The organism is Burkholderia sp. Ed8, from assembly GCF_040761425.1.
GTDB lineage: Bacteria > Pseudomonadota > Gammaproteobacteria > Burkholderiales > Burkholderiaceae > Burkholderia > Burkholderia seminalis.
Map to the genome: position 1 here is coordinate 1866148 of NZ_CP142885.1, position 23419 is coordinate 1889566.

The following is a 23419-nucleotide window of genomic DNA, read 5'->3' on the forward strand; positions in this document are numbered from 1 at the left end:
CCGCTACAGCACGTTGAGCATCGCGAGTGCGGCTTCCTGCAGGTGCGGCAGCACGCGCCGCACGGCTGCGTCGGCCGTCTCCGCGCCGATCGGCATGTTCGTGCTCAGTGCGGCGACCACTTCGCCGTGACGGTTCTTCAGCGGCACCGCGATCCCGCGCACGCCGACCTGCAATTGCTGCTCGATCGCCGCGAAACCGGCGTCGCGCGCATGGTCCACCTGTTCGAGCAGCCGCGCCTTGTTGGTGATCGTATGCGGCGTGAACGGCGGCAGCTCGGTTTCGTCGAGCCACGCGCGCACGGCCTCGCGATCGGGGTGATGGGCGAGCAGCACGACCCCCGGCGACGTCAGCGGCGCCGGCACGCGTGCGCCGAGCACGAAGCCGGTCGTCATCACCCGCGACACGCCATTGCGCGCGATGAACACCAGTTCCCAGCCATCGAGCACGCTGACGTACGCCGATTCGTTCAGCGACGCGCTCAGTTGTTGCAGATAGGGCTGGACCGTGCGCGGCAGACGCGCCGAATCGAAGTACGACCAGCCGACCCGCAGCACGCGCGGCGTGAGGCCGTACAGCTTGCCGTCGGTGTACACGTAGCCGAGCGATTCGAGCGTCAGCAGGTAGCGTCGCGCGGCCGTGCGCGTGAGGCCCGTGCGGGCGGCGGCCTGCGTGGGCGTCATGCGCGCGTGCTGGCTGTCGAAGGCTTCGAGGATCATCAGGCCTTTTTCGAGGCCGGCTATCCAGTCGCGTCGGTCGAGCTCGGGCTTTTTCATCGGTGGATGGCGAAACGCGTGTGCGCGGTGAGCGCGCAGAATTGGGCGATTATCGCGCAGATCGACCGGGCTGGCGAAGCCGCGCTAGAATCGCCGCTCCGACTGGAACAGAACAATGAAAATCCGAGAATCCGCCCTGGCCGCGCTCGCCGCGGCCGTGCCGCTGCTTGCCGCGGCGAATCCCGCGACTGGCGACGCAACCCTCCCCAAACCGGCCGTCGACATCCGTGCGTGGCCCCGCATGGCGTCGCCGGCATTCGGCTGCTACGTCGAAACGACGTTCGGTTACCGCGACAAACGCTTCAATTGCGCGCTCAAGAAGTACCGGAACGCGGGCGACGCATGCAAGAACACGAAGGCGTACTACGAAGGCCCGGCGTTCCCCGACCGGCTCGCGGCCAGCGTGCATCCGCTCGCGACGAAGGTCGACCTGGACTGGGAGCATGGCAACCTGCAAATGGTCACGGTCACGCTGAAGGGAACGTGGAACGAAGCGGAGGTGCGCAAGGCATTCGGGCTGCCGCGTGCGGAGGGAAGCAAGCTGACCGAGGCGGAACTGCGGTCGCAGCCGGGCAATGTGATGGATACGAGCGTCCAGTATCCGTCGGCCGCGCTCGATGAACGCCTCGCGAAGCGGCCGAGCAACCCTGCACGCGGCACGACGGCCGTGATGCTCAATGGATTCGACCACATGGGCGCCGGCGACGCCGATTGCAGTGGCGGCGAGTAACGCGGGAAGGGGGCCTGGCAGAGGCCGGCGGCCGGTCAAAGCCGCCACGTGAACGCGGCGCCCGAATCGCGCGCGCCGCGTGCTTCAGCGCGTTACTCGCTGCTCGTCCACTCGACGTTCGCGCCGACGGACCGCAAGTTCTCGACGAAATGCGGATGCGCGCGGCGAATCGGCAGCGCGTTCATGATTTCCGAGCGGCCTTCGATGCTCGCGGCGACCATCAGCAGCGCGATCGCGACGCGGATGATGTACGGGCTCTCGACGCGTGCCGGCGTCAGTTGCAGCCCGCCGAACGTGATCAGCCGGTGCGGATCGGACAGCAGCACGTGCGCGCCGAACTTCGACAACTCGCCGGACCAGCCGAGCGCGCCGTCGTAGACCTTGTTCCAGAACATCGCGCTGCCTTCCGCCCGCACGCCGAGTGCGATGAAGATCGGCAGCAGGTCGACCGGCAGGTACGGCCATGGCGCGGCTTCGACCTTGGTCAGGATGTTCTGCGTGAACGGCCGGCGCACGCGCAGCGGGCCGTCGCGTTCCGCGCGCGACCAGCCGTCGCGGTGCGTGACGTTGACGCCGAACTTCGCGAACGTGCGATCGATCAGCGGGAAATGCTCGGGCGACGAGTTGCGTACCGTGATGTCGCCGCCGGTGATCGCGCCGAGCGCGAGGAACGTCGCGATCTCGTGGAAATCCTCGGCGAAGCGGAACTCGCCGCCGCCGAGCTTGCCGCCGCCCGTCACGCACAGCCGCGACGTGCCGATGCCCTCGATCGAGACGCCGATCATCGCGAGGAACTGGCAGAACTCCTGCACGTGCGGCTCGGACGCCGCGTTCATCAGCGTCGACGTGCCGCTCGCGGCCGTCGCGCACAGCGCGAAGTTCTCGGTGGTCGTCACCGACGCGTAGTCGAACCAGTGATCGTTGGCCGTCAGCGGGCCGTCGGTGCGAACGATCAGCGAATCGGGCGTGCGCTCGATGTGCGCGCCAAAGCGCTCGAATACCTCGACGTGCGGGTCGATCTCGCGCACGCCGAGCGTGCAGCCCTTCACGTCGTTCTCGAGGCGCGCGACGCCGAAGCGCGCGAGCAGCGGCGGAATCAGCATGATCGACGAGCGCATCGCCTCGGGCAGCCGGTGGACGGCCGGATCGAACCTGGTGTTGCGATGGTGGAGTTCGAGCAGGCCGGTCGTGAAGTCGACCGACACGTCGCTGCCGAGCGTGCGGAAGATGTCGAGGATCTTGCGCACGTCGGTGATGTCCGGCACGCCGACGAGGCGCAACGGCTGATCGGTCAACAGGGTGGCGCACAGAATCGGCAGGACGGCGTTCTTGTTCGCGGACGGCTTGATGTCCCCGCGCAGCGGAGTGCCGCCGTGGACGATGAGATTCGACATGATATGGGGGCGTATCGGTGACTGACGTAGGCCCATATGATGCCATTGGTCGGCCGGTGGCGTGGAATGTTCAGAGGGGAAAAGGGGGAATCGGGCGCGCGATTGACGGTGTTTGACGTTGGCCGCTGCTGACATTGGCATGCCGATGTTACTGGGATCGGATCGGTTTCTTATCTCGTAAAATCGAGACCGGAATTCCTAACACGGCCCTTCATGTCGACACCAACACCGCAATCCCTCCCAACTGACGACGTTTCTACGAGTGCCGATGGGCGGCCGTGGACGCCTGACGAACTTCGCTCGTCGGTCGACGAATATCTCAAAATGCTCGAGCGCGAGCGCTCGGGGCAGTCCTACGTCAAGAAAGCGGTGTACGACAGGCTGGCCGTGCAATTCAATCGCACGGCGAAAGCATTCGAGTACCGGATGCAAAACATTTCGTATGTGCTCGCGCTCATGGGCCGTCAATGGCTTCCTGGGCTCAAGCCCGCAAAAAACGTCGGCTCGAATGGCGTGTTGATCGAGCGATTCATCAACGAACTGGAACAGCGGTCGGCCGCTCCAATCGTGAAATTCGAACTCGACGTGCGCGACGCATTGAAAAAGCCGCAGATTGTGCCGCCTTTGGGCAACGCGAGTCCTGCGGTCACCAGTGCAACCGTGACCCAGATTCGCCGCGATCCGGCAGTCAAGGCTTGGGTGTTGGCGCAAGCGAATGGGATTTGCGAATGTTGCAACGAGCCCGCGCCGTTCAAGGGCGCCGACGGGCTGCCGTATCTGGAGGCGCACCACGTCCGCAAACTAGCGGAGCGGGGCCCCGATCTCGTGTCGAACACAGTAGCCGTTTGCCCGAACTGCCACCGCGAACTGCATTACGGCGAAGGCGCCCGGCACCTCGTCGAACGCCTCTACGCACAGCTGCCGCGCCTCGTTCGCGCGTAGCCGGCGACGCTCGCCGGCCACGCACTCATTCCCTCACCCCGCCGCGCGCATTCGCGCGGCGACCACCAGCGAGATCAGGCAGCCCACCGCGAGATAGCCTGCGACCAGGTGCCACGAACCGCCGGCCAGGCTGACGAGGCCGACCGCGATGAACGGCGTGAACCCGCCGCCGACGACGCTCGCGAACTGGTAGCCGACACCCGCGCCGCTGTAGCGGTACTCGGCGCCGAACAGCTCGGTGAACAGCGGCTGCTGGACGCTTACGACCATGTCGTGCGCGGCGTTCGCCAACAGGATCGAGAAGATCACGATCCAGGCGATCGACCGCGCCTCCAGCGCGACGAAGAACGGCACCGCGGACGCCAGCCCGATCAGCGCGCCGATCAGGTAGATCCGGCGCAGGCCGTAACGGTCCGCCAGCCACGCGAAGCACGGGATCGTCACGCAGCTCACCGCGCCGACCAGCAGGCCGATGTTCAGGAACAGGTCGCGCGACATGCCGAGGTTCGTCGTCGAATAGCTGAGCGCGAACGCGGTGACGATATACATCGTGAACAGTTCGGCGAGCCGCAGCGCGATGATCAGCAGGAACGCCTTCGGATGGCGCGTCAGTGCTTCCAGCACCGGCAGGCGAAGCTTGCGATTGCCGTGCTCGACCTTCTCGACGAACTCCTGCGACTCGTCCATGTTCTTGCGGACCCACAGCCCGATCAGCACCAGCACGATGCTGAACACGAACGGCAGGCGCCAGCCCCACGACTTGAACGCGGCCTCGCCGAGCGTATGACTCAGGATCGACACGATGCCCGTTGCCAGCACGAGGCCGACACCGTAGCCGACCTGCACGCCGCTGCTGTAGAACGCCTTCTTTTGCTTGGGCGCGCTCTCGACGGCCATCAGCGCCGCGCCACCCCATTCGCCGCCTACCGCGAAACCCTGGATCGCGCGCATCAGCACCAGCAGCACGGGCGCCCACCAGCCGATCGTCGCGAATGTCGGCAGCAGGCCGATCGCGACCGTCGACAGCCCCATCAGCATCACGGTCAGCACCAGCATCCGCTTGCGCCCGAGCCGGTCGCCGTAGTGACCGAACACGACGCCGCCGAGCGGCCGGAACAGGAAGCCGACGCCGAACGTCGCGAACGCCGCGAGCGTGCCCATCGTCGGGCTGACTTTCGGGAAGAACTCGGAATTGAATACCAGCGCGGCGACGATCCCGTACAGCAGGAAGTCGTACCAGTCGACGACGGCGCCGACGAAGCTGCCGATCGCGGCCTTGCGGGCCTGGTTGCGGGCTCGGGCGCCGGCCGCGGCGTCGAGGGTGTCGAAGGTTGGGGTCATGGCGGTGTCTCCTGGCACGGCGCATCGTGGAATCGTGGCGGCGCCGCGTTCGATGCTGCATTGAAGTCGATGGGTGAACGGAGAATAGGGTGCGCGCCGCATGGCGGCAATTGGCCAAACGGACGAAATGCGCGATTATCGTTCAAATTCGTGCGATTATCGAACGCTTTTCGGGTTTGCACTAGGCGTCGTGACGATATCCCGTTCGGCCAGGGTGTGCCGTCGTGAACGATCTGGTTAAAATCTGCAGCATCGACAATTCGCCCGTTCGGCGCGGATGCGTGGTCCACCATCAGCCGCGCACGCCGCACGCGACGGGCGCCATCCCCATCGACCGCATGCCCCCGGAGACTGGAATGCCCGGCAATTCCCACCCCCTGCCCAGCGATACGCCGCCCGTTGCCGATCCGGCCGCCAATCCGCTCGGAATGGCCGGCCTCGAATTCGTCGAATTCGCTGCGCCCGTGCCGGAGGCGCTCGCGCAGCGCTTCGAGCAGCTCGGGTTCAAGGCGATTGCACGCCACGTCAGCAAGAACGTCACGCTGTACCGGCAGGGGCAGATGCACTTTCTGATCAATGCCGAGCCTGATTCGTTCGCCGCGCGCTATGCGGAGGAATACGGGATGGGCGTCTGCGCGATCGGGTTGCGGGTGGCGAGCGCCCGGCGCGCGTTCGAACGCGCGATCGAGCTCGGCGCGTGGGCGTTCGAGGGTGAAAAGGTCGGCGTGGGCGAGCTGAAGATCCCGGCGATCCAGGGCATCGGCGATTCGCACCTGTATTTCGTCGACCGCTGGCGCGGGCGGGGCGGCCAGCGCGGCGGCGTCGGCGACATCTCGATCTTCGACATCGATTTCCGGCCGATCGACATCGCCACCGCGCACACCGATCTCGACTGCGTCGGCGTCGGCCTGCAGCAGGTCGACCACTTCACGCAAACCGTCGGCGCCGGGCGCATGCGGGAGTGGCTGGATTTCTACCATGACCTGCTGCATTTTCGCGAGATCCACGAAATCGATGCCCACTGGCATGTGTCCGAGGAATCGCGTGTGATGGTGTCGCCGTGCGGCGCGGTGCGGATTCCGGTCTACGAGGAAGGCACGCGGCGCACCGAGCTGATGCACGCGTATCTGCCCGATCATCCGGGTGAGGGCGTGCAGCACGTCGCGCTGGCCACCGACGACATCCTGTCGTGCGTCGATGCGCTGCGTGCGAACGGCGTCGAATTCATCGAGCCGCCCGCGCGCTATTACGACGACGTCGATGCGCGGCTGCCGGGGCACGGCGTCGATCTCGATGCGCTGCGCCGCCGTGCGGTGCTGGTCGACGGCGAGATCGGCAGCGACGGCGTGCCGAAGCTGTTCTTCCAGACCTTCGTGAAGCGCCGGCCCGGTGAGATTTTCTTCGAGATCGTGCAGCGCCAGGGGCACCACGGGTTCGGCGAAGGAAACCTCGCGGCGCTCGCCCGCGCGCGCGCCGCCGGCTGAGCGGTCAGGCGCCGGAGCACACGGCGCGTACGCACCCGCGCGCGCTCTTTTCGAAGGCGGGTGTCACGCGGCAGGCAACGCTCATGCGGATTCCGCTCGGAAGTGCGGTGCCGCTCGGGTAAGTGGCCAAGCCATCGGCATTGGGCGAGGCATCGTGAATTGCGCGGTGGCGACGGCATTCTGCAAAAGAGGCTCGCACCGTGCGAGCCTCTTCTTCATGCCGTGCCGCCGAGGGCATGTATCGGACGTTCACCCCGCCGCGTTCACGATCCGCGCGTCGATCGATTCGCCCACCCGACGAGCGCCGGCCATTGCGCGCAGCCGCGCCGGACGAACCCGGCGCCCGTGCGGATCACGAGCGCGCCGATCGCGAGCGCGGCCACGTCGTCAAGGCGGGCGAAGCCGACCAGCGCCGCGCTCATCGCGAGCGCCGCCAGCAACGACGACAGCGCATCGGTACGCACATGCCAGCCGGTTGCCTCGAGCAGCGCGGAACCGGTCTCGCGCGCCTTGCGCAGCATCCAGTGCGACAACGTGGCCTTGCCGACGAGCGTGACGGCAACGAGCGGGAGCGTCGCCGCACCCGGCTGCACGACGGGCGGCGCATCGAACCGGTTCATCGCCTGCCAGATCATCTGCGCGCCGGTCGCGACGAGCAGCGCGCCGAGGCCCGCGAGCGCGAGCGGTTCGTAGGTCGGACGCCGCTCCGGCGGCAGGCGTGCGTCGAGCCGGCATGCGACGAGGATCAGCGCATCGGCCGCGAGGTCGATCGCGGCATGCGCGACATCCGCGAGCAGCCCCGACGAATGCGCGGACCACGCCGCGGCCGTCTCGGCGGCGAGCAGCATCAGGTTGATCGCGAGGCTGACGGCGAGGGCGCGCGACGTGGCCGCATAAAGGTGGGGCGTGGCGCGAGACGTGCGCTGCATGGCGGATTCGTCTGTCGATAGCGTGGGTCAGCCCCGAACGCTACCGATCGACGGTGGCAGATCCATGACAGTCGATGCGGCATCAGCGGTCTGCACTGCGCGCGCATCGGCCGGGTTCCGCGATCTTCGGTTTTTCAGTTGACACCGCAAGGCAGGGCGGCCGGCTTTCCAGCGCAGCTGTAGCAGCGTGTTTGCCATGCAGCCTGGGGCAAGGCGAAAGCGAGGCAGTCGATCATGTGCCGCGATATCGAACAGGAGAGCGACGCCCATTGAATTCAACATTATAGAAATAATGTCAAATTAAAGTCCGTGATTGATTGGATATTTAATGGTTTACGTTATATTATTTACAAAATTCCCGACGAACACCGCCATGTCCGACTTCGCTGCCGACGAACCACGCCTGACCGCCGAAATCGAGCGCCTCAAGGCCGACTTCCCGAAAACTCGCGAGCTCTACCGCGAAGCCTGCGCGCTGCTGTTCTTCCGCTTCGGCATCACGCCTACGGCAAACCGCCTGTATCAGCTCGTCCGCAAGGGCAGCATGAGCACGCCGACGGCCGTCCTCGGCGAGTTCTGGGCCGAGCTGCGGGAGAAGAGCCGCGTGCGCATCGAGCATCCCGATTTGCCGGCCGATCTGCAGGCGGCAGCCGGCGAGCTGGTCGCCGCACTATGGAGCCGGTCGAGCACCGATGCCGCTGCCGCGCTTGATGCGCTGCGCGCGGAAGTCGAAGCAGAGCGCGCCGCGGCGAAAGCGGAGGTCACGACGCGGCAGGCCGAGCTGGCCCGCACCGAAACCGCGCTGGAGCAACGCACGGCTGCGTTGCTGGCTGCGCAGGTACGCATTCAGGAACTGGAGCAGGCGAGGGCGGCCGACGAAGCCTCGCGGCAAGCGCTGCAAGCGGATATCGAACGCCTGAAGGCCGACAACACGGAAGCCGACCGCGCACTCGCGCAGGCACGTGCGGATTTCACGACCCAGCTCGACCGGTTGCGCGACGACGCGGGCCGCGCCGAGGAACGCCTGCGCGCGTCGGAAAAACGGGCGCTTCAGGAGATCGATCGCGAGCGGCTCGCGGCCGCGCGATTGCAAAAGGAACTCGACGCGACCGCATCGCGCATGGAGCAACGCGATGCGCGGCACCGAAAGGACATCGCCGACCTGCAGACGCAACTCGGCGACGCGCTGCATCGTTGCGGCGTGCTTCAGGGGCAACTCGACGGCGCGCAGGCGACCGATGCGGCACGCGTCAAGGAACTGGATACGTTGCGGCGCGAGATGGCGGTACTCGCCCGCCGGGCGCCGCTGCGCGGCGTCAAGACGGCACCTGCCGCGCAGCGGGAAGAGCGGAAGGCCCGCACGAGAAAGCGCACCGGCGAAGCGGCGGGTTGACCGCCTACCCGCGAGCATGTGCCGACCGATGTCGACGCACGCCTCGAGCGCCGACCGGCAGCCGGCCCGCCCCGACGCAACGCAACGCAACGCAACGCATTCGAACGCGAAACGGCTCGCTCCGACTCCGCTCAACTCGTCACATACCGAGACGGCAACGGCGGCGCATCGGCCGGAATCGTCACGAGCGACGTATTCAGCCAGCCCTGCGGCGTACCGTTCGACTGCGCATAGGCGCCGACGTACGGCATCATCCGCGTCGTCTGGTAGACCTGCGGCGTCCAGCCGGCCGGCGCGAGGAAGATCGACGTCGCGCGCTTCTCGCTGTACGCGGACGCGCCGTACGTCGAGATGTTCCACAGCGTCTGCTGATACGTCGCGTAGTCGGCGTTGTGACGTGAGCCGCCGGCCTGCCATCCTTCGAGCTGGATGAACGTGTTGTACGTACCGGCACCCGCGAGCAGGTTGTTCACGGTGCGCCCGTACAGGAACGACAGGATCAGCCCGCAGTTCACCGGCGCGAAATCGTTGCCGACGCTCAGGTAGTAACGGCCCGTCGTGTTCACGACCGACGCATAGTGCGAATTGCCGATATCCGTCGACGTCGTCAGCCCGCTCGCGCCCATGAAGCTGTCGAACGCCTGCATCGTGACGCCCGCCGGCAGATCGCTCGTCGCACTGATCGCGACGAGGTGCGAACCGGCCGCCAGCAGTGTCAGGAACGCGGACAACGTCGCCGCGACCCAGTTGCCCTGCGCGTCGACGAACGGAAACGCGCGATAGCCCGTCAGCGAGAAAACCGCCGGATCCGTGCCGGCCTGCCACGCGATCTGCGGCACCCACATCGTCAGCGGGCCGGCGTTCGACGCGCTCGACACGTACTGCTTCAGCGCATCGACGAGCTGCGCATCGGCGCCGGGCAGCACGGTGTACGACGCGCCTTTCTGCCAGCGCTGCACCCATTGCGAGACGAAGCCCGCGAGCTGGCCGCCGGTGAAGTCGGCAGGCGGCACATAGCCGAGCGGCCCGGTGCCCTGGTACGCAGACTGGATGGCCGCGGCTGTGCGCACGCTGCTGCCGAACATGCTGTTCGCGAAATCCTGGCAGTTGTTGGACGGCGGCGTCGCGAGTTGCGCGAGCGGGACGACCCATGCGCCGTTCGCGGTCGCGACGCCGCGATACAAGGTGAGATTCGCGACCGAGTCGTGGCCGGGAAACGTCGCGGCGTCGGCGCCCGACACGTAGCCGGCCGACGGCGTGACGCCGACGGTGGTCGGCTGCGAGCCGAACGGATGCGTGTAGGCAATCGCGAACGACGCGTCGCCGCCGGCGAGGCTGAACGACCCCGTGCAATCGCCCCAGCTGTTCGATGCGCGGACGGCCGTCGATTGCCCGGTTGCGACCAACGCTTGCGATGCCTGCGGCGTCGAGCCGCTCTGGCTCGCCGCATTGCCGAACGCGAGCGACGTCGACGGGATCGCATTGGTGACGTTGATCGTGATCGAGCGGTCGGCGATGCCGTAGCTGCGCGCGGCCGGATTCGCGCCGCCGGTCGCGGCCAACGACGACGCGGATGTCGTGTTGCCGTCGCCGCCGCAAGCGGCCAGCGTGCCGACGAGCGGCGACAGGGTCAGCGCGGCGCCGCGCTGGATGAAGCGCCGGCGGGTCGGCGCGGGCGGGCGAGCGGGTTTCGAGGCGGTCATGGGGCGTTCCTGGTCACGGGTTCGAGAGGAGGCAACGACGATCCGGCGCATTGCACACGTGTGCAATGCCGGCTGCTGTTGGGCCACCGCCGGCACTTGCGCCGCGCGTATTTAAGCGGGAGATCGATGAAACGCCTGCGACGAAACCGAGTCGCCCGTGTGACGCCGCGCACGCCGTGGCGGGGGGGGCGCCGCCGGGCATTGGGCGCGCGCCGGGGATCGGGTAAAGTGCCGCTCAACATGCCGGTTCGACGTCGCTAGACGACCGGTCTAATCGTTGCTACCATACGCCATCATGAATGCATCTTCAGGCGCGGAAGTTCGCCAGCACATCCTGAATATCGCGAAGCCGATCATGCTCCACAAGGGGTTTTCGGCGGTCGGTCTGAACGAGATTCTCGCTGCGGCGGGCATCCCGAAGGGCTCGTTCTACCATTACTTCGGCTCGAAAGAGGCATTCGGCGAAGCGCTGCTCGAATCGTATTTCGAAGGCTATCTCGCGCATCTCGACAACCTGCTCAAGCAGCAGGCCGGCACCGGCGCCGAGCGCCTGATGACGTACTGGGGCAACTGGCTGCACACGCAGTGCGCGGACGATCCGGAAGGCAAGTGCCTTGCGGTGAAACTCGGCGCGGAAGTGTCGGACCTGTCGGAGGCGATGCGTGCGGTGCTGCGACGCGGCACGAGCCAGATCATCGAACGGCTCGCGGGCGGCATCGAGGCCGGGCTGGCCGACGGCTCGCTGCGCGCGGTCGACGATCCGGCGTACACGGCCGCGATCCTGTACGAGCTGTGGCTGGGCGCGACGCTGCTGGAAAAGATTCACCGCAACCGCCAGCCGCTCGAAAGAGCGATGGTCGAAACGCGGCGCATGCTGAACCTGCCGCCGGCCGCGCAGGGCGGTGCGCCGTCGTAAACCGGGCGCGCTTCCGCGCGCCTTGTTTTTGCCCTGATTCTAGACGACTGGTCTACTCAAATCCGCATGACGAATGCTTCACGCCGCGTTACGCTGTCCCGATTGTCCCAACCGCCCGTGTGCGCCCACGCCGGCGTGAACGCCGGCGCGCATCTTCTGCTGATCCACCCCTGATCCGATCGTGCTCACGAAGCACCTTCATTCCTGTCGACGGAGGCCCACATGCCGCAAAGCAAGACCACAAACCGCCAGATCATCCTGAATTCGCGCCCGGTCGGCGCCCCGACACCGGACAACTTCCGCGCCGAAACCGGCGACGTGCCGACGCCGGGCGCCGGCCAGGTGCTGCTGCGCACGATCTGGTTGTCGCTCGATCCGTACATGCGCGGCCGGATGAACGACACGCCGTCCTACGCGCCGCCTGCCGAGCTCGGCCAGCCGATGGTCGGCGGCACGGTCAGCCAAGTCGTAACGTCGAACCTGCCTGCCTTCCGCGAAGGTGATCTCGTCGTCGCCGGAGCCGGCTGGCAGGACTATGCGCTGTCGGACGGACGCGACCTGATCCCGCTCGGCCGCGATTTCGCGCATCCGTCGTTTGCCCTCGGCGTGCTCGGCATGCCGGGCTTCACCGCGTACACGGGGTTGCTGAAGATCGGCGAGCCGAAAGCCGGCGAGACGGTGGTCGTCGCGGCAGCGAGCGGCGCGGTCGGCGCAGTGGTCGGCCAGATCGCGAAGCTGAAGGGCTGCCGCGTGGTCGGCGTCGCGGGCGGCGCCGACAAGTGCGCGTACGTGACCGGCACGCTCGGCTTCGACGCATGCGTCGACCATCGCGATCTGGCGTTCGCCGCGAAGCTGAAGGACGCGTGCCCGAACGGCATCGACGTCTATTTCGAGAACGTGGGCGGCGCGGTGTTCGACGCGGTCTGGCCGCTGCTGAACGACCATGCGCGCGTGCCCGTCTGCGGGATCATTGCGCATTACAACGACACGGCATACGACGACAAGGCCGTGTCGACCGGCCGCGATCGCGTGCCGGCGCTGATGGGCACGATCCTGCGCAAGCGCATCCGGATGCAGGGTTTCATCATCCTCGATCACTATGCGACCGGCTATGCGCCATTCCTGAAGGACATGAGCGAGTGGGTCGCGCAGGGCAAGGTGAAGACGCGCGAGGACGTCGTTCCCGAGCTTGCCGACGCACCGGAAGCCCTGATCGGCTTGCTTGCCGGCAAGAATTTCGGCAAGGTCGTCGTGCGCGTCGGCCCGGACGAACTGGCTTGATCTCGCGGTACGACCACCCGCATGCGTTGCACGCTGGCGTCGCGCGCCGCCAGCTTGTGGCATGCTCGATTCCGTTTCCAAAGGAGTGACGACATGGCGCTTCACGTAATCGCTTCGCTGTTCGTGAAACCCGAACATGCGCAGGCCGCCGAGGCCGAACTGCGCAGCATGGTCGCGAAGACGCGTACCGAACCGGGCAACCGGCGCTACGACCTGTTCCGCGAACAGGACGGCTCGCCGAACCTGCACCTGTACGAGATCTACGACGACCAGGCCGCGTTCGACGCGCACCTCGCGAGCCCGTATTTCGGCGAATTCCGTGTGAAGTCGGCCGACTGGTTCACGGCGCCGCCGGTCATCAAGGTGCTGTCGGGCATCGACGTGGCCGAGTAACGATGCAGTACCCCCACGCGGCTCGCCCCCATCAGGGCCGCGCGGCATCCGTTGCGCACCGCGCAGCGGACATGAAGAAAACACGGCGCAACGTCGTTCGCGCCGCTTCCCCAATACACCGGCCCGGAGGCTGAATGGTCACCCTCAACATCAACGGCGAAACCCGCACGGTCGACGCCCCCGACGACATGCCCTTGCTCTGGGTACTGCGCGACGTCGTCGGCCTGACCGGCACCAAGTTCGGCTGCGGAATCGCGCAATGCGGCGCGTGCACCGTGCATCTCGACGGCGTCGCCGCACGTTCGTGCGTCCTGCCGGTCGCGGCCGTCGCGGGCCGCAAGATCACGACGATCGAAGCCGTCGGCGCGACGCCGGCCGGCCACAAGGTCCAGCAGGCATGGCGCGAGCTCGACGTCGTCCAGTGCGGCTACTGCCAGTCGGGGCAGGTGATGGCGGCCACCGCGCTGATCGCGTCGAACCCCAACCCGAGCGACGCCGACATCGACGCGGCGATGGCCGGCAATATCTGCCGCTGCGGCACGTACAACCGGATTCGCGCGGCCGTGAAGCAAGCCGCGAAGGAGGCCTGACATGTCGCGAGGATTGATCGAAGCAGGTCGGGCCGGCGCGGGCGTGTCGCGCCGTTCGTTCCTCAAACTCGGCATGTCGCTTGGCGCGGCGGCCGGCGGCGGATTGCTGCTCGGCTTCAGCCTGCCGGCGGCGGGCGACGATGCGCGGCGCTCGGTGATCGGCGGTGACGCGGCCGAACCGGCGCAGCCCGGCGTGTTCGCGCCGAACGCGTTCGTGCAGATCGACCGTGCCGGCAAGGTCACGCTGGTGATGCCGAAAGTCGAGATGGGGCAGGGTGTCTATACGGCGCTGCCGATGCTGATCGCCGAGGAGCTCGAAGTGCCGCTGTCGAACGTGACGCTCGACCACGCGCCGCCGAACGAGAAACTGTTCATGGATCCGCTGCTCGGCGGCCAGCTCACCGGCGGCTCGACGTCGGTGCGTTATGCGTGGGAACCGATGCGCCGCGCGGGCGCCACCGCGCGCACGCTGCTGGTCTCGGCGGCCGCGAAACAATGGAACGTCGATCCGGCCACCTGCCGCGCGGCGAACGGCGAAGTGCAGCATCCGCCCAGCGGCCGGCGCGCATCGTACGGCCAGTTGGCCGACGCCGCGGCGAAACTGCCGGTGCCGAAGGACGTCGTCCTGAAGAAGCCCGAGGATTTCAAGCTGATCGGCACGCCCGCGAAGCGCCTCGACTCGCCGGAGAAGGTCGACGGCACCGCGCAGTTCGGGCTCGACGTGCGCCTGCCCGGCATGCTGTACGCGGTGATCGTGAACAGCCCGGTATTCGGCGGCACGGTCGCGAGCGTCGACGATACGGTCGCGAAAAAGATTCCCGGCGTGCGCCAGGTCGTGCGCGTCGACAACGCGGTCGCGGTGGTCGGCGATCACACGTGGGCCGCGAAGCGCGGCGCATCGGCACTCGTCGTGAAGTGGAACGAGGGCGCGGGCGCGAAGGTGTCGACCAAGGATCTGTTCGCGGATCTCGCGCAGGCGGCGGCGAACGGCAAGGGCGCGGTCGCACGCAAGGAAGGGGACGTCGGCAAGGCATTCGCGAACGCGAAGACGCGCGTCGACGCCGTCTACGAACAGCCGTTGCTCGCGCACGCGACGATGGAGCCGGTGAACTGCACGGTGCATGTGCGCGGCGACGGCTGCGAGATCTGGGTCGGCACGCAGGTGCCGACGCGCGCGGTTGACACCGCGCAGCAACTCACGGGCCTGTCGCCCGACAAGATCGTCGTGCACAACCATCTGCTCGGCGGCGGCTTCGGGCGTCGGCTCGAGACCGACATGATCGGCCAGGCCGTGAAGGTCGGCAAGCAGGTCAACGCGCCGGTGAAGGTGATCTGGACACGCGAGGAAGACGTTCAGCACGACATGTACCGGCCGTGCTACTACGACAAGATTTCGGCCGGCCTCGACGCGAACGGCAAGCCCGTCGCATGGCAGCACCGGATCGTCGGTTCGTCGATCATGGCACGCTTCGCGCCGCCCGCATTCCAGAACGGCGTCGATCCCGACGCGGTCGAGGTCGCGGCCGAACTGCCGTACGACCTGCCGAACCAGCTCGTCGACTACGTGCGCCAGGAGCCGCGCCACGTGCCGACCGCGTTCTGGCGCGGCGTCGGGCCGACCCGGGGCACGTTCGTCGTCGAGAGCTTCATCGACGAACTCGCCGCGCAGACCAAGACCGACCCCGTGCAATATCGCCGCGCGCTGCTCGACAAGACGCCGCGCGCACGCAACGTGCTCGACGTCGCGACGAAGGCGGCCGGCTGGGGCGCGTCGTTGCCGAAGGGGCAGGGGCGGGGCGTGTCGGTGATGCACGCGTTCGGCAGCTTCTTCTCGATCGTCATCGACGTCGCGGTGGACGGCGGCGAGGTGCAGGTCAAGCGCGCCGTGTGCGCGGTCGATTGCGGGATGGTCGTCAATCCGAACACGATCGAGGCGCAGGTGCAGGGCGGCATCATCTTCGGGATCACGGGCGCGCTGTACGGCGAGATCACGATCGAGGACGGCCGCGTGATGCAGAGCAACTTTACCGACTACCGGATGATGCGGATCAACGAGACGCCGCCGATCGAGGTCCATCTGGTCAAGAGCGGCGAAGCGCCGGGCGGGATCGGCGAGCCGGGCACGGCGGCGACGGCGGCGGCGCTGTCGAACGCGATCTTCGCGGCGACCGGCACGCGGCTGCGCAAGCTGCCGGTCGGCAACCAGCTGAAGACGGCTTGAGGGAGGGGACGACCATGCGAAACCTCACCCTGAACACGCTCAGCGCATCGCTGCTTGCATTGTCCGTGCTGCTGGCCGGCACGATCGCGCATGCCGCGGAAACGGCACCGACCGACAGCGCGCTCGTCGCGCGCGGCGCCTATCTCGCGAAAGCCGGCGACTGCGTTGCGTGCCACACCGCGCCGCGCGGTACGCCGTTCGCGGGCGGCCTGAAGATGGTCACGCCGATGGGCGCGATCTACACGACCAACATCACGCCCGATCCGGAGACGGGCATCGGCGGCTATACGGAAGCCGAGTTCGCGGGCGCGCTGCGCAAGGGCGTCGCGAAGGACGGCCACAACCTGTATCCGGCGATGCCGTATCCGTCGTACGCGAAGCTGAAGGACGACGACGTGAAGGCGCTGTATGCGTACTTCATGCACGGCGTCGAGCCGGTCAAGCAGGCGAACCGGCCGTCCGACATTCCCTGGCCGCTCAACATGCGCTGGCCGCTCGCGCTGTGGAACATGGTGTTCCTCGACTCGACGCCTTATGCCGACAAGCCGGACAAGGACGCGATGTGGAACCGCGGCGCCTATCTCGTGCAGGGGCTCGGGCACTGCGGGTCGTGCCACACGCCGCGCGGTGTCGGCTTCCAGGAGAAGGCACTCGACGAACGCGGCTCGGCGTTCCTGTCGGGTGCGTCGATCGACAACTGGTTCGCGTCGAACCTGACCGGCGAGCACAATACGGGGCTCGGCCGCTGGAACGAGGCCGAGGTCGCGCAGTTCCTGAAGACCGGCGCGAACCGTCACGCGACCGCGTTCGGCTCGATGGTGAGCGTGATCAACCACAGCACGCAGGCGTTGACGGACGACGACCTGGCCGCGATGTCGCGCTACCTGAAATCGCTGCCGGCCGCAGGCGGCACCGGTGCGCCGCCGTACAGCTACGATCCGAAGGCGACGCAGGTGGCGCTGGGCCGGCCGGCAGCCGATCCGGGCGCGAAGGTGTATAACGCTTACTGCCTGCATTGCCACGGTGCGGACGGGCGCGGTTACGCGCCGCTGCTCGCGCCGCTCGCCGGCAATCCGAACGTGCTCGAGGCCGATGCATCGTCGCTGATCAACGTGACGCTGAACGGCAGCGACACGCTCGTGATCGGCGGTGTGCCGTCCGCCTATCCGATGCCGGCGTTCTCGAACCAGCTGAACGACCAGCAGATCGCCGACGTGCTGACGTTCATGCGCGCCGGCTGGAACAACGGCGCGCCGGCCGTGCAGGCGGCGGACGTCGCGAAACTCCGCAAGGCGACGGCGGCCGCGCACTGAGCGCGGCGCGATGCGGGACGACGGCGGGCCGCGCCTGTCGTCGACACCGCCGGGTGCGTGCCTGCCCCGGCGGCCTGGCTCTTTCTGTCAACCGGCGCGCGGCTGTTCGCGGCAGCGCGCCTTCAATCGACGCAATGTAGGGGTGTCTGGATGGCTAACGTGACTTATACGGATACGCAACTGCTGATCGACGGCGAGTGGGTCGACGCCGCGAGCGGCAAGACGATCGACGTCGTGAACCCGGCGACCGGCAAGCCGATCGGCAAGGTGGCCCACGCGGGCATCGCCGATCTCGACCGTGCGCTCGCCGCCGCGCAGCGCGGTTTCGAAACGTGGCGCAAGGTGCCCGCGCACGAGCGCGCGGCGACGATGCGCAAGGCCGCCGCACTCGTGCGCGAACGCGCCGACGCGATCGCGCAGCTGATGACGCAGGAGCAGGGCAAGCCGCTCACCGAAGCACGCGTCGAAGTGCTGTCGGCCGCCGACATCATCGAATGGTTCGCGGACGAAGGCCGCCGTGTGTACGGCCGGATCGTGCCGCCGCGCAACCTCGGCGCGCAGCAGACGGTCGTGAAGGAACCGGTCGGCCCGGTTGCCGCATTCACGCCGTGGAATTTCCCGGTCAACCAGGTCGTGCGCAAGCTGAGCGCGGCGCTCGCGACCGGCTGTTCGTTCCTCGTGAAGGCGCCGGAAGAAACCCCCGCGTCGCCGGCCGCGCTGTTGCGCGCGTTCGTCGACGCCGGCGTGCCGGCCGGCGTGATCGGCCTCGTGTACGGCGATCCTGCCGAAATCTCGTCGTACCTGATCCCGCACCCGGTGATCCGCAAGGTCACGTTCACCGGTTCGACGCCGGTCGGCAAGCAGCTTGCCTCGCTGGCCGGCCTGCACATGAAGCGCGCGACGATGGAGCTGGGCGGCCACGCACCGGTGATCGTCGCGGAAGACGCCGACGTCTCGCTCGCGGTGAAGGCCGCCGGCGGTGCGAAGTTCCGCAACGCAGGGCAGGTCTGCATTTCGCCCACGCGCTTCCTCGTGCACAACAGCATCCGTGACGAATTCACGCGTGCGCTGGTCAAGCATGCGGAAGGGCTGAAGGTCGGCAACGGTCTCGAGGAAGGCACGACGCTCGGTGCGCTCGCGAACCCGCGCCGCCTCACCGCGATGGCGTCGGTCGTCGACAACGCACGCAAGGTCGGTGCGCGCATCGAAACCGGCGGCGAGCGGATCGGCTCGGAAGGCAACTTCTTCGCGCCGACCGTGATCGCGGACGTGCCGCTCGAAGCGGACGTGTTCAACAACGAGCCGTTCGGCCCGGTCGCGGCGATTCGCGGCTTCGACAAGCTCGAGGACGCGATCGCCGAAGCGAACCGTCTGCCGTTCGGGCTGGCCGGCTATGCGTTCACGCGTTCGTTCGCGAACGTGCATCTGCTCACGCAGCGCCTGGAAGTCGGGATGCTGTGGATCAACCAGCCGGCAACGCCGTGGCCGGAAATGCCGTTCGGCGGCGTGAAGGATTCGGGCTATGGGTCGGAAGGCGGGCCGGAAGCGCTCGAGCCGTACCTCGTCACGAAGTCGGTCACGGTGATGGCCGTCTGACGCGTGTCGCGTGTGCCCGCTACGGCGGGCATTTTTTCAGGTTTCGCGTGTCACCGGGCGCATGCCATGCACGGCATGCGCCCGATAATTGCTTAAGCGCTTTGTCGGAAGGATTTATCACGATCGAAGATCGTCGGGACGTGCGGGAAAACGGGGTAGCCGTCATCCAATATTTGATTTTACATAACGTGAATTATCGACAGTTTGGATTGTAGTGGCTAGATTGAAATGTCCGCTTTCGTGCCGCGTAAGCTGTCCGGCCGCCGGGTGTCCGGCGCCGGAGGCTGCGATGGCTGCAACGGGGCGGATCACGATGACGATGCGCGAGCTGGACCGATTCAAGGTCATTCAGGACGTGGCGGATGGCAAGCTCAAGCCGTGGCGTGCGGCGGAACGGCTGGAACTGACGACCCGGCAGATTCGCCGGCTGGTCGCCCGACTTCGGGAACATGGCGCGGCGGGTTTGGTATCGGGACACCGATCGAAGCCCGGCAACCGTCGGCTGGACCCAGGAGCCGCCGACCGGGCGCTATCGGTCATCCGTGATCGCTACGCCGATTTCGGACCGACACTGGCTTGCGAGAAGCGCTGGGAATGTCACGGCATTCGGCTGGCCAAGGAGACGGTCCGGAAGCTGATGACGGAGGCTGGCTTGTGGATTCCGCGCCGGCAGCGGCCGCCGAAGGTTTATCAGCCGCGAGCGCGTCGGGCGTGCCTGGGTGAACTGAGCCACGCCGTTTCAGGCGGCAGACATGGATGCCGCAATTCTGCAGGTTACATCTCGAGCGGAATCGAACCAGCGGTCCGCCAAGGCCCGTGGATAAACGCAAGCGCCCTGCTGCTTCAGGCTCGGTGCTTCAACGCTGAATGACGCAAAGGCCGATGAAACATGCGACATCTGTATTGAGCTGGCGCTACGGCATCTGAATCCGGGATTCGCTCAGCATCGTATCGGCGATATCGAGCATCGCGCGCAAGCGATCCATATGCCGAAGGTCATGGTGATAACCCACCCATATGTCTCTGGACGGTGGCGGCTCCGGCGTTTCGATGCGCAGCAGTGCCGATGTCGCGTCGCCCAGCGGCCGTGGCAGGACCGCCATGCCCATGCCTGCCCCACACATCCTGGCCTGAACGGCGCGGCTCGTGCTGGTGAAGACACGCCGCGACCGAGGGAACCTGTCGAGCAGCCAGGCGACATCGGGGAAGTGAGATTGCGCCGTGTTCATCACGATCAACCCCACCGAAGCAGGATCATGCCGCAACGCACGTACGGTTTCGGCCGTGCCGTAAAGACCGTACGGAACGCCCATCAGGCGGCGCTGAACGATGTCCGGTTCGGTGAAAGGAACGATCCGGAAGGCCAGGTCGGCCTCGCGGCGTGACAGGCTCAGCAATCGGTAACTCGCGATCACTTCCGGCACCACGGCCGGATGACGGCGCGCCAGTTCCGCCAGAACCGGCGCGAGCACGTAGCCGGCGAACCACTCCGCGCACGATATACGCAAGATGCCTTCGAGGCGGTCTTGATTACCGGCCAGACGCCGTTCCATGGCCAGCGCCGCGTTTTCCATGGCTTCGGCCAGGCTCAGCACGGTATCCCCGGCGTCCGTGAGCACGAGCCCATCCGCGGTCCTGCGAAACAACGCCTGCCCGGCTTCATCCTCGAGTGCCTTGATCCGGCGGCCGATCGTCGGATGGCTCACGCCCAGGCTTCGGGCTGCCGCACCGAAAGATCCGCCCCGCTTGACCGCCAGAAAGACCCGGACATCACTCCATTCCATTGCGATGGATCGTCGTTCAAAAATGTACGCCAAATATACAAGAACGACCATTCACAAACAATTGTGTGAGCCTCACGATGGTGACTTTCATCAACCGAACCGCCCCGCCGGGGGCCAACGTCTGCGGAGCGTGAAGTCATGGACAAGTTGAAGGGCAAGGTCGCGATCGTGACGGGAGCATCGAAAGGAATAGGCGCAGGCATCGCGCGCCAGCTGGCGGCCGACGGCGCACAGGTCGTCGTCAACTACGGATCCAGCGCGAGCGGTGCCGACAAGGTCGTCGCGGACATTCAGGCCGCCGGCGGGCAGGCATTGGCGGTGCGCGCCGACGTGACGAACAAGACGGAGGTCGAGGCGCTCGTCAACGTAGCCGTCGACCATTTCGGACGGTTGGATATCGTGGTGAACAACGCCGGCGTCTATCAGTTCGCCAGAATCGAGGAGACCACCGAGGCGCGCTACCGCGAGCAATTCGACATCAACGTTCTCGGCCCGCTGCTGGTCGTCGGGGCCGCGGCGCCGCATCTCGGCAAAGGCAGCAGCATCGTCAACATCGGTTCCAACGTGACGCGCGTCCTGCCGGCCGAAAGTGCGATCTACAGCGGCACGAAAGGCGCCATCGACGCCATCACCGGCGTGCTCTCGCGGGAGCTCGGCCCGCGCGGCATCCGGGTCAATGCCGTGAACCCCGGCCTGGTGGAAACGGAGGGCACCCATGCTGCCGCGGTGATCGGCTCGGACTTCGAAACATGGAACGCGGACCAGACACCGCTTGGCCGTATCGGCCAGGTGCGGGACATCGCGCCGATCGTTTCGTTTCTCGCGTCGGACGACTCGGGGTGGATGACGGGCGAGATCGTCCTTGCGTCGGGCGGCATGCGCTGACGCGGCCTGCTCGCGGGCATGCACGCCGTGCGCAACAGACATGAGCGCTTCCACGGGAAACATGTCGGTTCCGCACCGGCGCGCATGTTGGCATGCCCCGTCGAGCGAATCGAACCACAGCATCGAATGAAAGGAGAAACGCATGAACAAAACCTGGTTGATCACCGGCTGCTCCGGCGGCTTCGGCCTGCATCTCGCACGCACGGCGGCCGCGCGCGGCGACCACGTGGTGGCAACGGCGCGTGCGCCGGAAACGCTACGCGATCTCGCTCGGCATTACCCGGACACGCTGCGTGTTGCAGCGTTGGACGTGACGAAGCCGGAGACGATACAAGCGGCCATTGCCTTGACTGCCGAAACGTTCGGCAGGTTGGACGTGCTGGTCAATAACGCCGGGCATGGATTCATGGGGGCGATCGAAGAAGGCACCCCGGAGGAATACCGGCCGTTATTCGATGTGAACGTCTTCGGACTCGTCGAGACGACGCGTGCGGCATTGCCGCTGATGCGACGCACCGGAGGTGGCAGGATCGTAAACCTGTCGTCCGGTGCCGGTATCGCCGGTTCGGGTGGCCGCGGCTATTACAACGCGACGAAGTTTGCGGTCGAAGGCCTGTCCGAGGCACTCGCGCAGGAAGTCGAACCGATGGGCATTCGCGTGATCATCGTCGAGCCGGGTCCGTTTCGAACCGAATTCCTGGGGCGCTCGATCGCGGTCGCCAGGCAGCAGATCAGCGACTATGCGGCAACCGCCGGCTCCGCGCGCAGCTACCGCGACAGCAACGACGGACATCAGGCAGGCGATCCTGCCAAAGCCGCCGCGGTAATGATTCAGGCAATCGACTCGGACGATCCGCCCTTGCACCTGCCGATCGGGCCGAACGCTCATGCCATTGCGGAGCGCAAGCTGAAGGCGTTCCGCCAGGACATCGACGCGTGGCGTGCGCTGTCCATCGCAACCGACTTCGATTGATGGCGCCGGGCCGACGTGACGGTCGGCCCGAACACGGAATCGCGGACGCGCCGCCCGGTCCTCGCACATCGGTTCGATCGGGTTGCACGCCGGCGAACGACGTGTCGCCCGCCGGGCGGCCGGCTTACATCGGAGGTGCGACGCCATCCTTCTCGACCACGATCTGGCGTCCGTCGTAGGCCCCGTCCTTGCCCGGCGTGGCCACGACGAAGATCTTCTTGCCCGTCGACAAATCGGCGCGCGTCGCCGGGACGAGCGTCACGACCGGTGCGTCGGGCGGCACCGTGATCGTGTTGCTGCCGCCCTTGTACGACAGCTTGAGATCGCGCCCGCTCGTGCCTTGAACGACCGTATCGACACTGGCGTTCGTCATCGTGCTGTTCGCGGCGAGATCCCATGCATAGTGGCCTTCACCCATGCCGCGCGCGGCTTCGGGGAACACGAGCACTTCCTTCGCGATCAACTTGCCGTTCTCGCCCGGCATGGCCGCCGCGCCGACATAGGAACCGGGTTTGATATCGGAAAGCTGAATCGCCTTCACCGCGTTCACGTTGGCCGACGGTGCGACATTGATGAGCACGGTCTCGCCGCTGCGGCGGTGTACCTTCAGGCTGCTGCCGGAAAACGAGACGATGTCGCCGCGAATGCGCTCGGGCTTGCTCGCAGCGGATTGCGCGAGCGCACTGCCGGCCAGCGTGGCCGCGACGACGGAAGCGACGAGTTTGAGTCGAATGGACATGAATGCTCCTTTGAAGAGGTTGCGATCGAGAATGTCAC

Annotated in this window: 20 protein-coding genes and 1 pseudogene; 14 read left to right on the plus strand and 7 right to left on the minus strand. The window is 66.7% G+C overall.

What is annotated here, in order from left to right; genetic code table 11:
- Positions 1-3: 3 nt before the first annotated feature.
- On the minus strand, positions 4-774 hold the full coding sequence (locus VXM69_RS08555; protein WP_034191396.1) for an IclR family transcriptional regulator C-terminal domain-containing protein: 771 nt from the start codon (positions 772-774) through the stop codon (positions 4-6).
- A gap of 115 nt (positions 775-889) precedes the next feature.
- Here VXM69_RS08555 and VXM69_RS08560 point away from each other — a divergent pair, with 115 nt between their 5' ends.
- Positions 890-1504: a hypothetical protein gene (locus tag VXM69_RS08560; RefSeq protein ID WP_034191395.1), complete on the plus strand. Its 615-nt coding sequence runs from the start codon at positions 890-892 to the stop codon at positions 1502-1504.
- A 92-nt stretch (positions 1505-1596) separates the two neighbouring features.
- On the opposite strand, the gene VXM69_RS08565 is transcribed toward VXM69_RS08560, so the two are convergent.
- Positions 1597-2898, minus strand: coding sequence for a UDP-N-acetylglucosamine 1-carboxyvinyltransferase (locus VXM69_RS08565; RefSeq protein ID WP_034191394.1), 1302 nt, complete (start codon positions 2896-2898; stop codon positions 1597-1599).
- A gap of 324 nt (positions 2899-3222) precedes the next feature.
- Between VXM69_RS08565 and VXM69_RS08570 the strand changes: the two genes are divergently transcribed.
- The gene (locus VXM69_RS08570) at positions 3223-3840 is read left to right on the plus strand and encodes an HNH endonuclease (RefSeq protein ID WP_367188408.1); all 618 of its coding nucleotides are present in this window, start codon (positions 3223-3225) and stop codon (positions 3838-3840) included.
- Between the two features lie 33 nt (positions 3841-3873).
- Here VXM69_RS08570 and shiA read toward each other — a convergent pair whose 3' ends face one another.
- Positions 3874-5181: a shikimate transporter gene (gene shiA / locus VXM69_RS08575; protein ID WP_049028589.1), complete on the minus strand. Its 1308-nt coding sequence runs from the start codon at positions 5179-5181 to the stop codon at positions 3874-3876.
- 356 nt (positions 5182-5537) lie between these two features.
- On the opposite strand from shiA, the gene VXM69_RS08580 reads away from it, so the two are divergent.
- Positions 5538-6665: a 4-hydroxyphenylpyruvate dioxygenase family protein gene (locus VXM69_RS08580; protein WP_034191392.1), complete on the plus strand. Its 1128-nt coding sequence runs from the start codon at positions 5538-5540 to the stop codon at positions 6663-6665.
- Between the two features lie 263 nt (positions 6666-6928).
- Here the strand turns inward: VXM69_RS08580 and VXM69_RS08585 are convergent, their stop codons facing one another.
- Complete coding sequence (locus tag VXM69_RS08585; protein ID WP_367188409.1) at positions 6929-7594, minus strand: cation diffusion facilitator family transporter; 666 nt, start codon at positions 7592-7594, stop codon at positions 6929-6931.
- A gap of 373 nt (positions 7595-7967) precedes the next feature.
- Here VXM69_RS08585 and VXM69_RS08590 point away from each other — a divergent pair, with 373 nt between their 5' ends.
- A complete protein-coding gene (locus tag VXM69_RS08590; protein ID WP_367189232.1) occupies positions 7968-8987 on the plus strand; it encodes a DNA-binding protein in 1020 nt (339 codons plus the stop codon).
- Between the two features lie 131 nt (positions 8988-9118).
- Here VXM69_RS08590 and VXM69_RS08595 read toward each other — a convergent pair whose 3' ends face one another.
- Positions 9119-10690, minus strand: a complete 1572-nt coding sequence (locus VXM69_RS08595; RefSeq protein ID WP_367188410.1) for a hypothetical protein — start codon at positions 10688-10690, stop codon at positions 9119-9121.
- Positions 10691-10985: 295 nt separating this feature from the next.
- Here VXM69_RS08595 and VXM69_RS08600 point away from each other — a divergent pair, with 295 nt between their 5' ends.
- The 8 genes and pseudogenes from VXM69_RS08600 to VXM69_RS08635 form a co-directional block, all read left to right on the plus strand.
- Positions 10986-11606 (plus strand): TetR/AcrR family transcriptional regulator, encoded by a 621-nt coding sequence (locus VXM69_RS08600; RefSeq protein WP_034191388.1) that lies wholly within the window; start codon positions 10986-10988, stop codon positions 11604-11606.
- A gap of 222 nt (positions 11607-11828) precedes the next feature.
- A complete protein-coding gene (locus tag VXM69_RS08605; RefSeq protein WP_367188411.1) occupies positions 11829-12887 on the plus strand; it encodes an NADP-dependent oxidoreductase in 1059 nt (352 codons plus the stop codon).
- Positions 12888-12980: 93 nt separating this feature from the next.
- A complete protein-coding gene (locus VXM69_RS08610) occupies positions 12981-13280 on the plus strand; it encodes a putative quinol monooxygenase (RefSeq protein WP_034191386.1) in 300 nt (99 codons plus the stop codon).
- Between the two features lie 134 nt (positions 13281-13414).
- Positions 13415-13870 (plus strand): (2Fe-2S)-binding protein, encoded by a 456-nt coding sequence (locus VXM69_RS08615; protein WP_021162722.1) that lies wholly within the window; start codon positions 13415-13417, stop codon positions 13868-13870.
- A gap of 1 nt (position 13871) precedes the next feature.
- Entirely contained in the window at positions 13872-16091 is a 2220-nt protein-coding gene (locus VXM69_RS08620; protein WP_034191385.1) for a xanthine dehydrogenase family protein molybdopterin-binding subunit, read from the plus strand.
- A 14-nt stretch (positions 16092-16105) separates the two neighbouring features.
- Positions 16106-17404 (plus strand): cytochrome c, encoded by a 1299-nt coding sequence (locus VXM69_RS08625; RefSeq protein WP_175027508.1) that lies wholly within the window; start codon positions 16106-16108, stop codon positions 17402-17404.
- Between the two features lie 150 nt (positions 17405-17554).
- Positions 17555-19000: an NAD-dependent succinate-semialdehyde dehydrogenase gene (locus VXM69_RS08630; RefSeq protein ID WP_367188412.1), complete on the plus strand. Its 1446-nt coding sequence runs from the start codon at positions 17555-17557 to the stop codon at positions 18998-19000.
- A gap of 289 nt (positions 19001-19289) precedes the next feature.
- A pseudogene (locus VXM69_RS08635) lies at positions 19290-19727 on the plus strand (helix-turn-helix domain-containing protein); the annotation flags it as partial.
- A gap of 187 nt (positions 19728-19914) precedes the next feature.
- Here the strand turns inward: VXM69_RS08635 and VXM69_RS08640 are convergent.
- On the minus strand, positions 19915-20784 hold the full coding sequence (locus tag VXM69_RS08640) for a LysR family transcriptional regulator (protein WP_367188413.1): 870 nt from the start codon (positions 20782-20784) through the stop codon (positions 19915-19917).
- 138 nt (positions 20785-20922) lie between these two features.
- Between VXM69_RS08640 and VXM69_RS08645 the strand changes: the two genes are divergently transcribed.
- Complete coding sequence (locus VXM69_RS08645; protein WP_034191381.1) at positions 20923-21669, plus strand: glucose 1-dehydrogenase; 747 nt, start codon at positions 20923-20925, stop codon at positions 21667-21669.
- 142 nt (positions 21670-21811) lie between these two features.
- Positions 21812-22642, plus strand: coding sequence for an oxidoreductase (locus VXM69_RS08650; protein ID WP_367188414.1), 831 nt, complete (start codon positions 21812-21814; stop codon positions 22640-22642).
- 124 nt (positions 22643-22766) lie between these two features.
- Here the strand turns inward: VXM69_RS08650 and VXM69_RS08655 are convergent, their stop codons facing one another.
- Complete coding sequence (locus VXM69_RS08655) at positions 22767-23381, minus strand: hypothetical protein (protein WP_034191379.1); 615 nt, start codon at positions 23379-23381, stop codon at positions 22767-22769.
- Between the last annotated feature and the right edge of the window lie 38 nt (positions 23382-23419).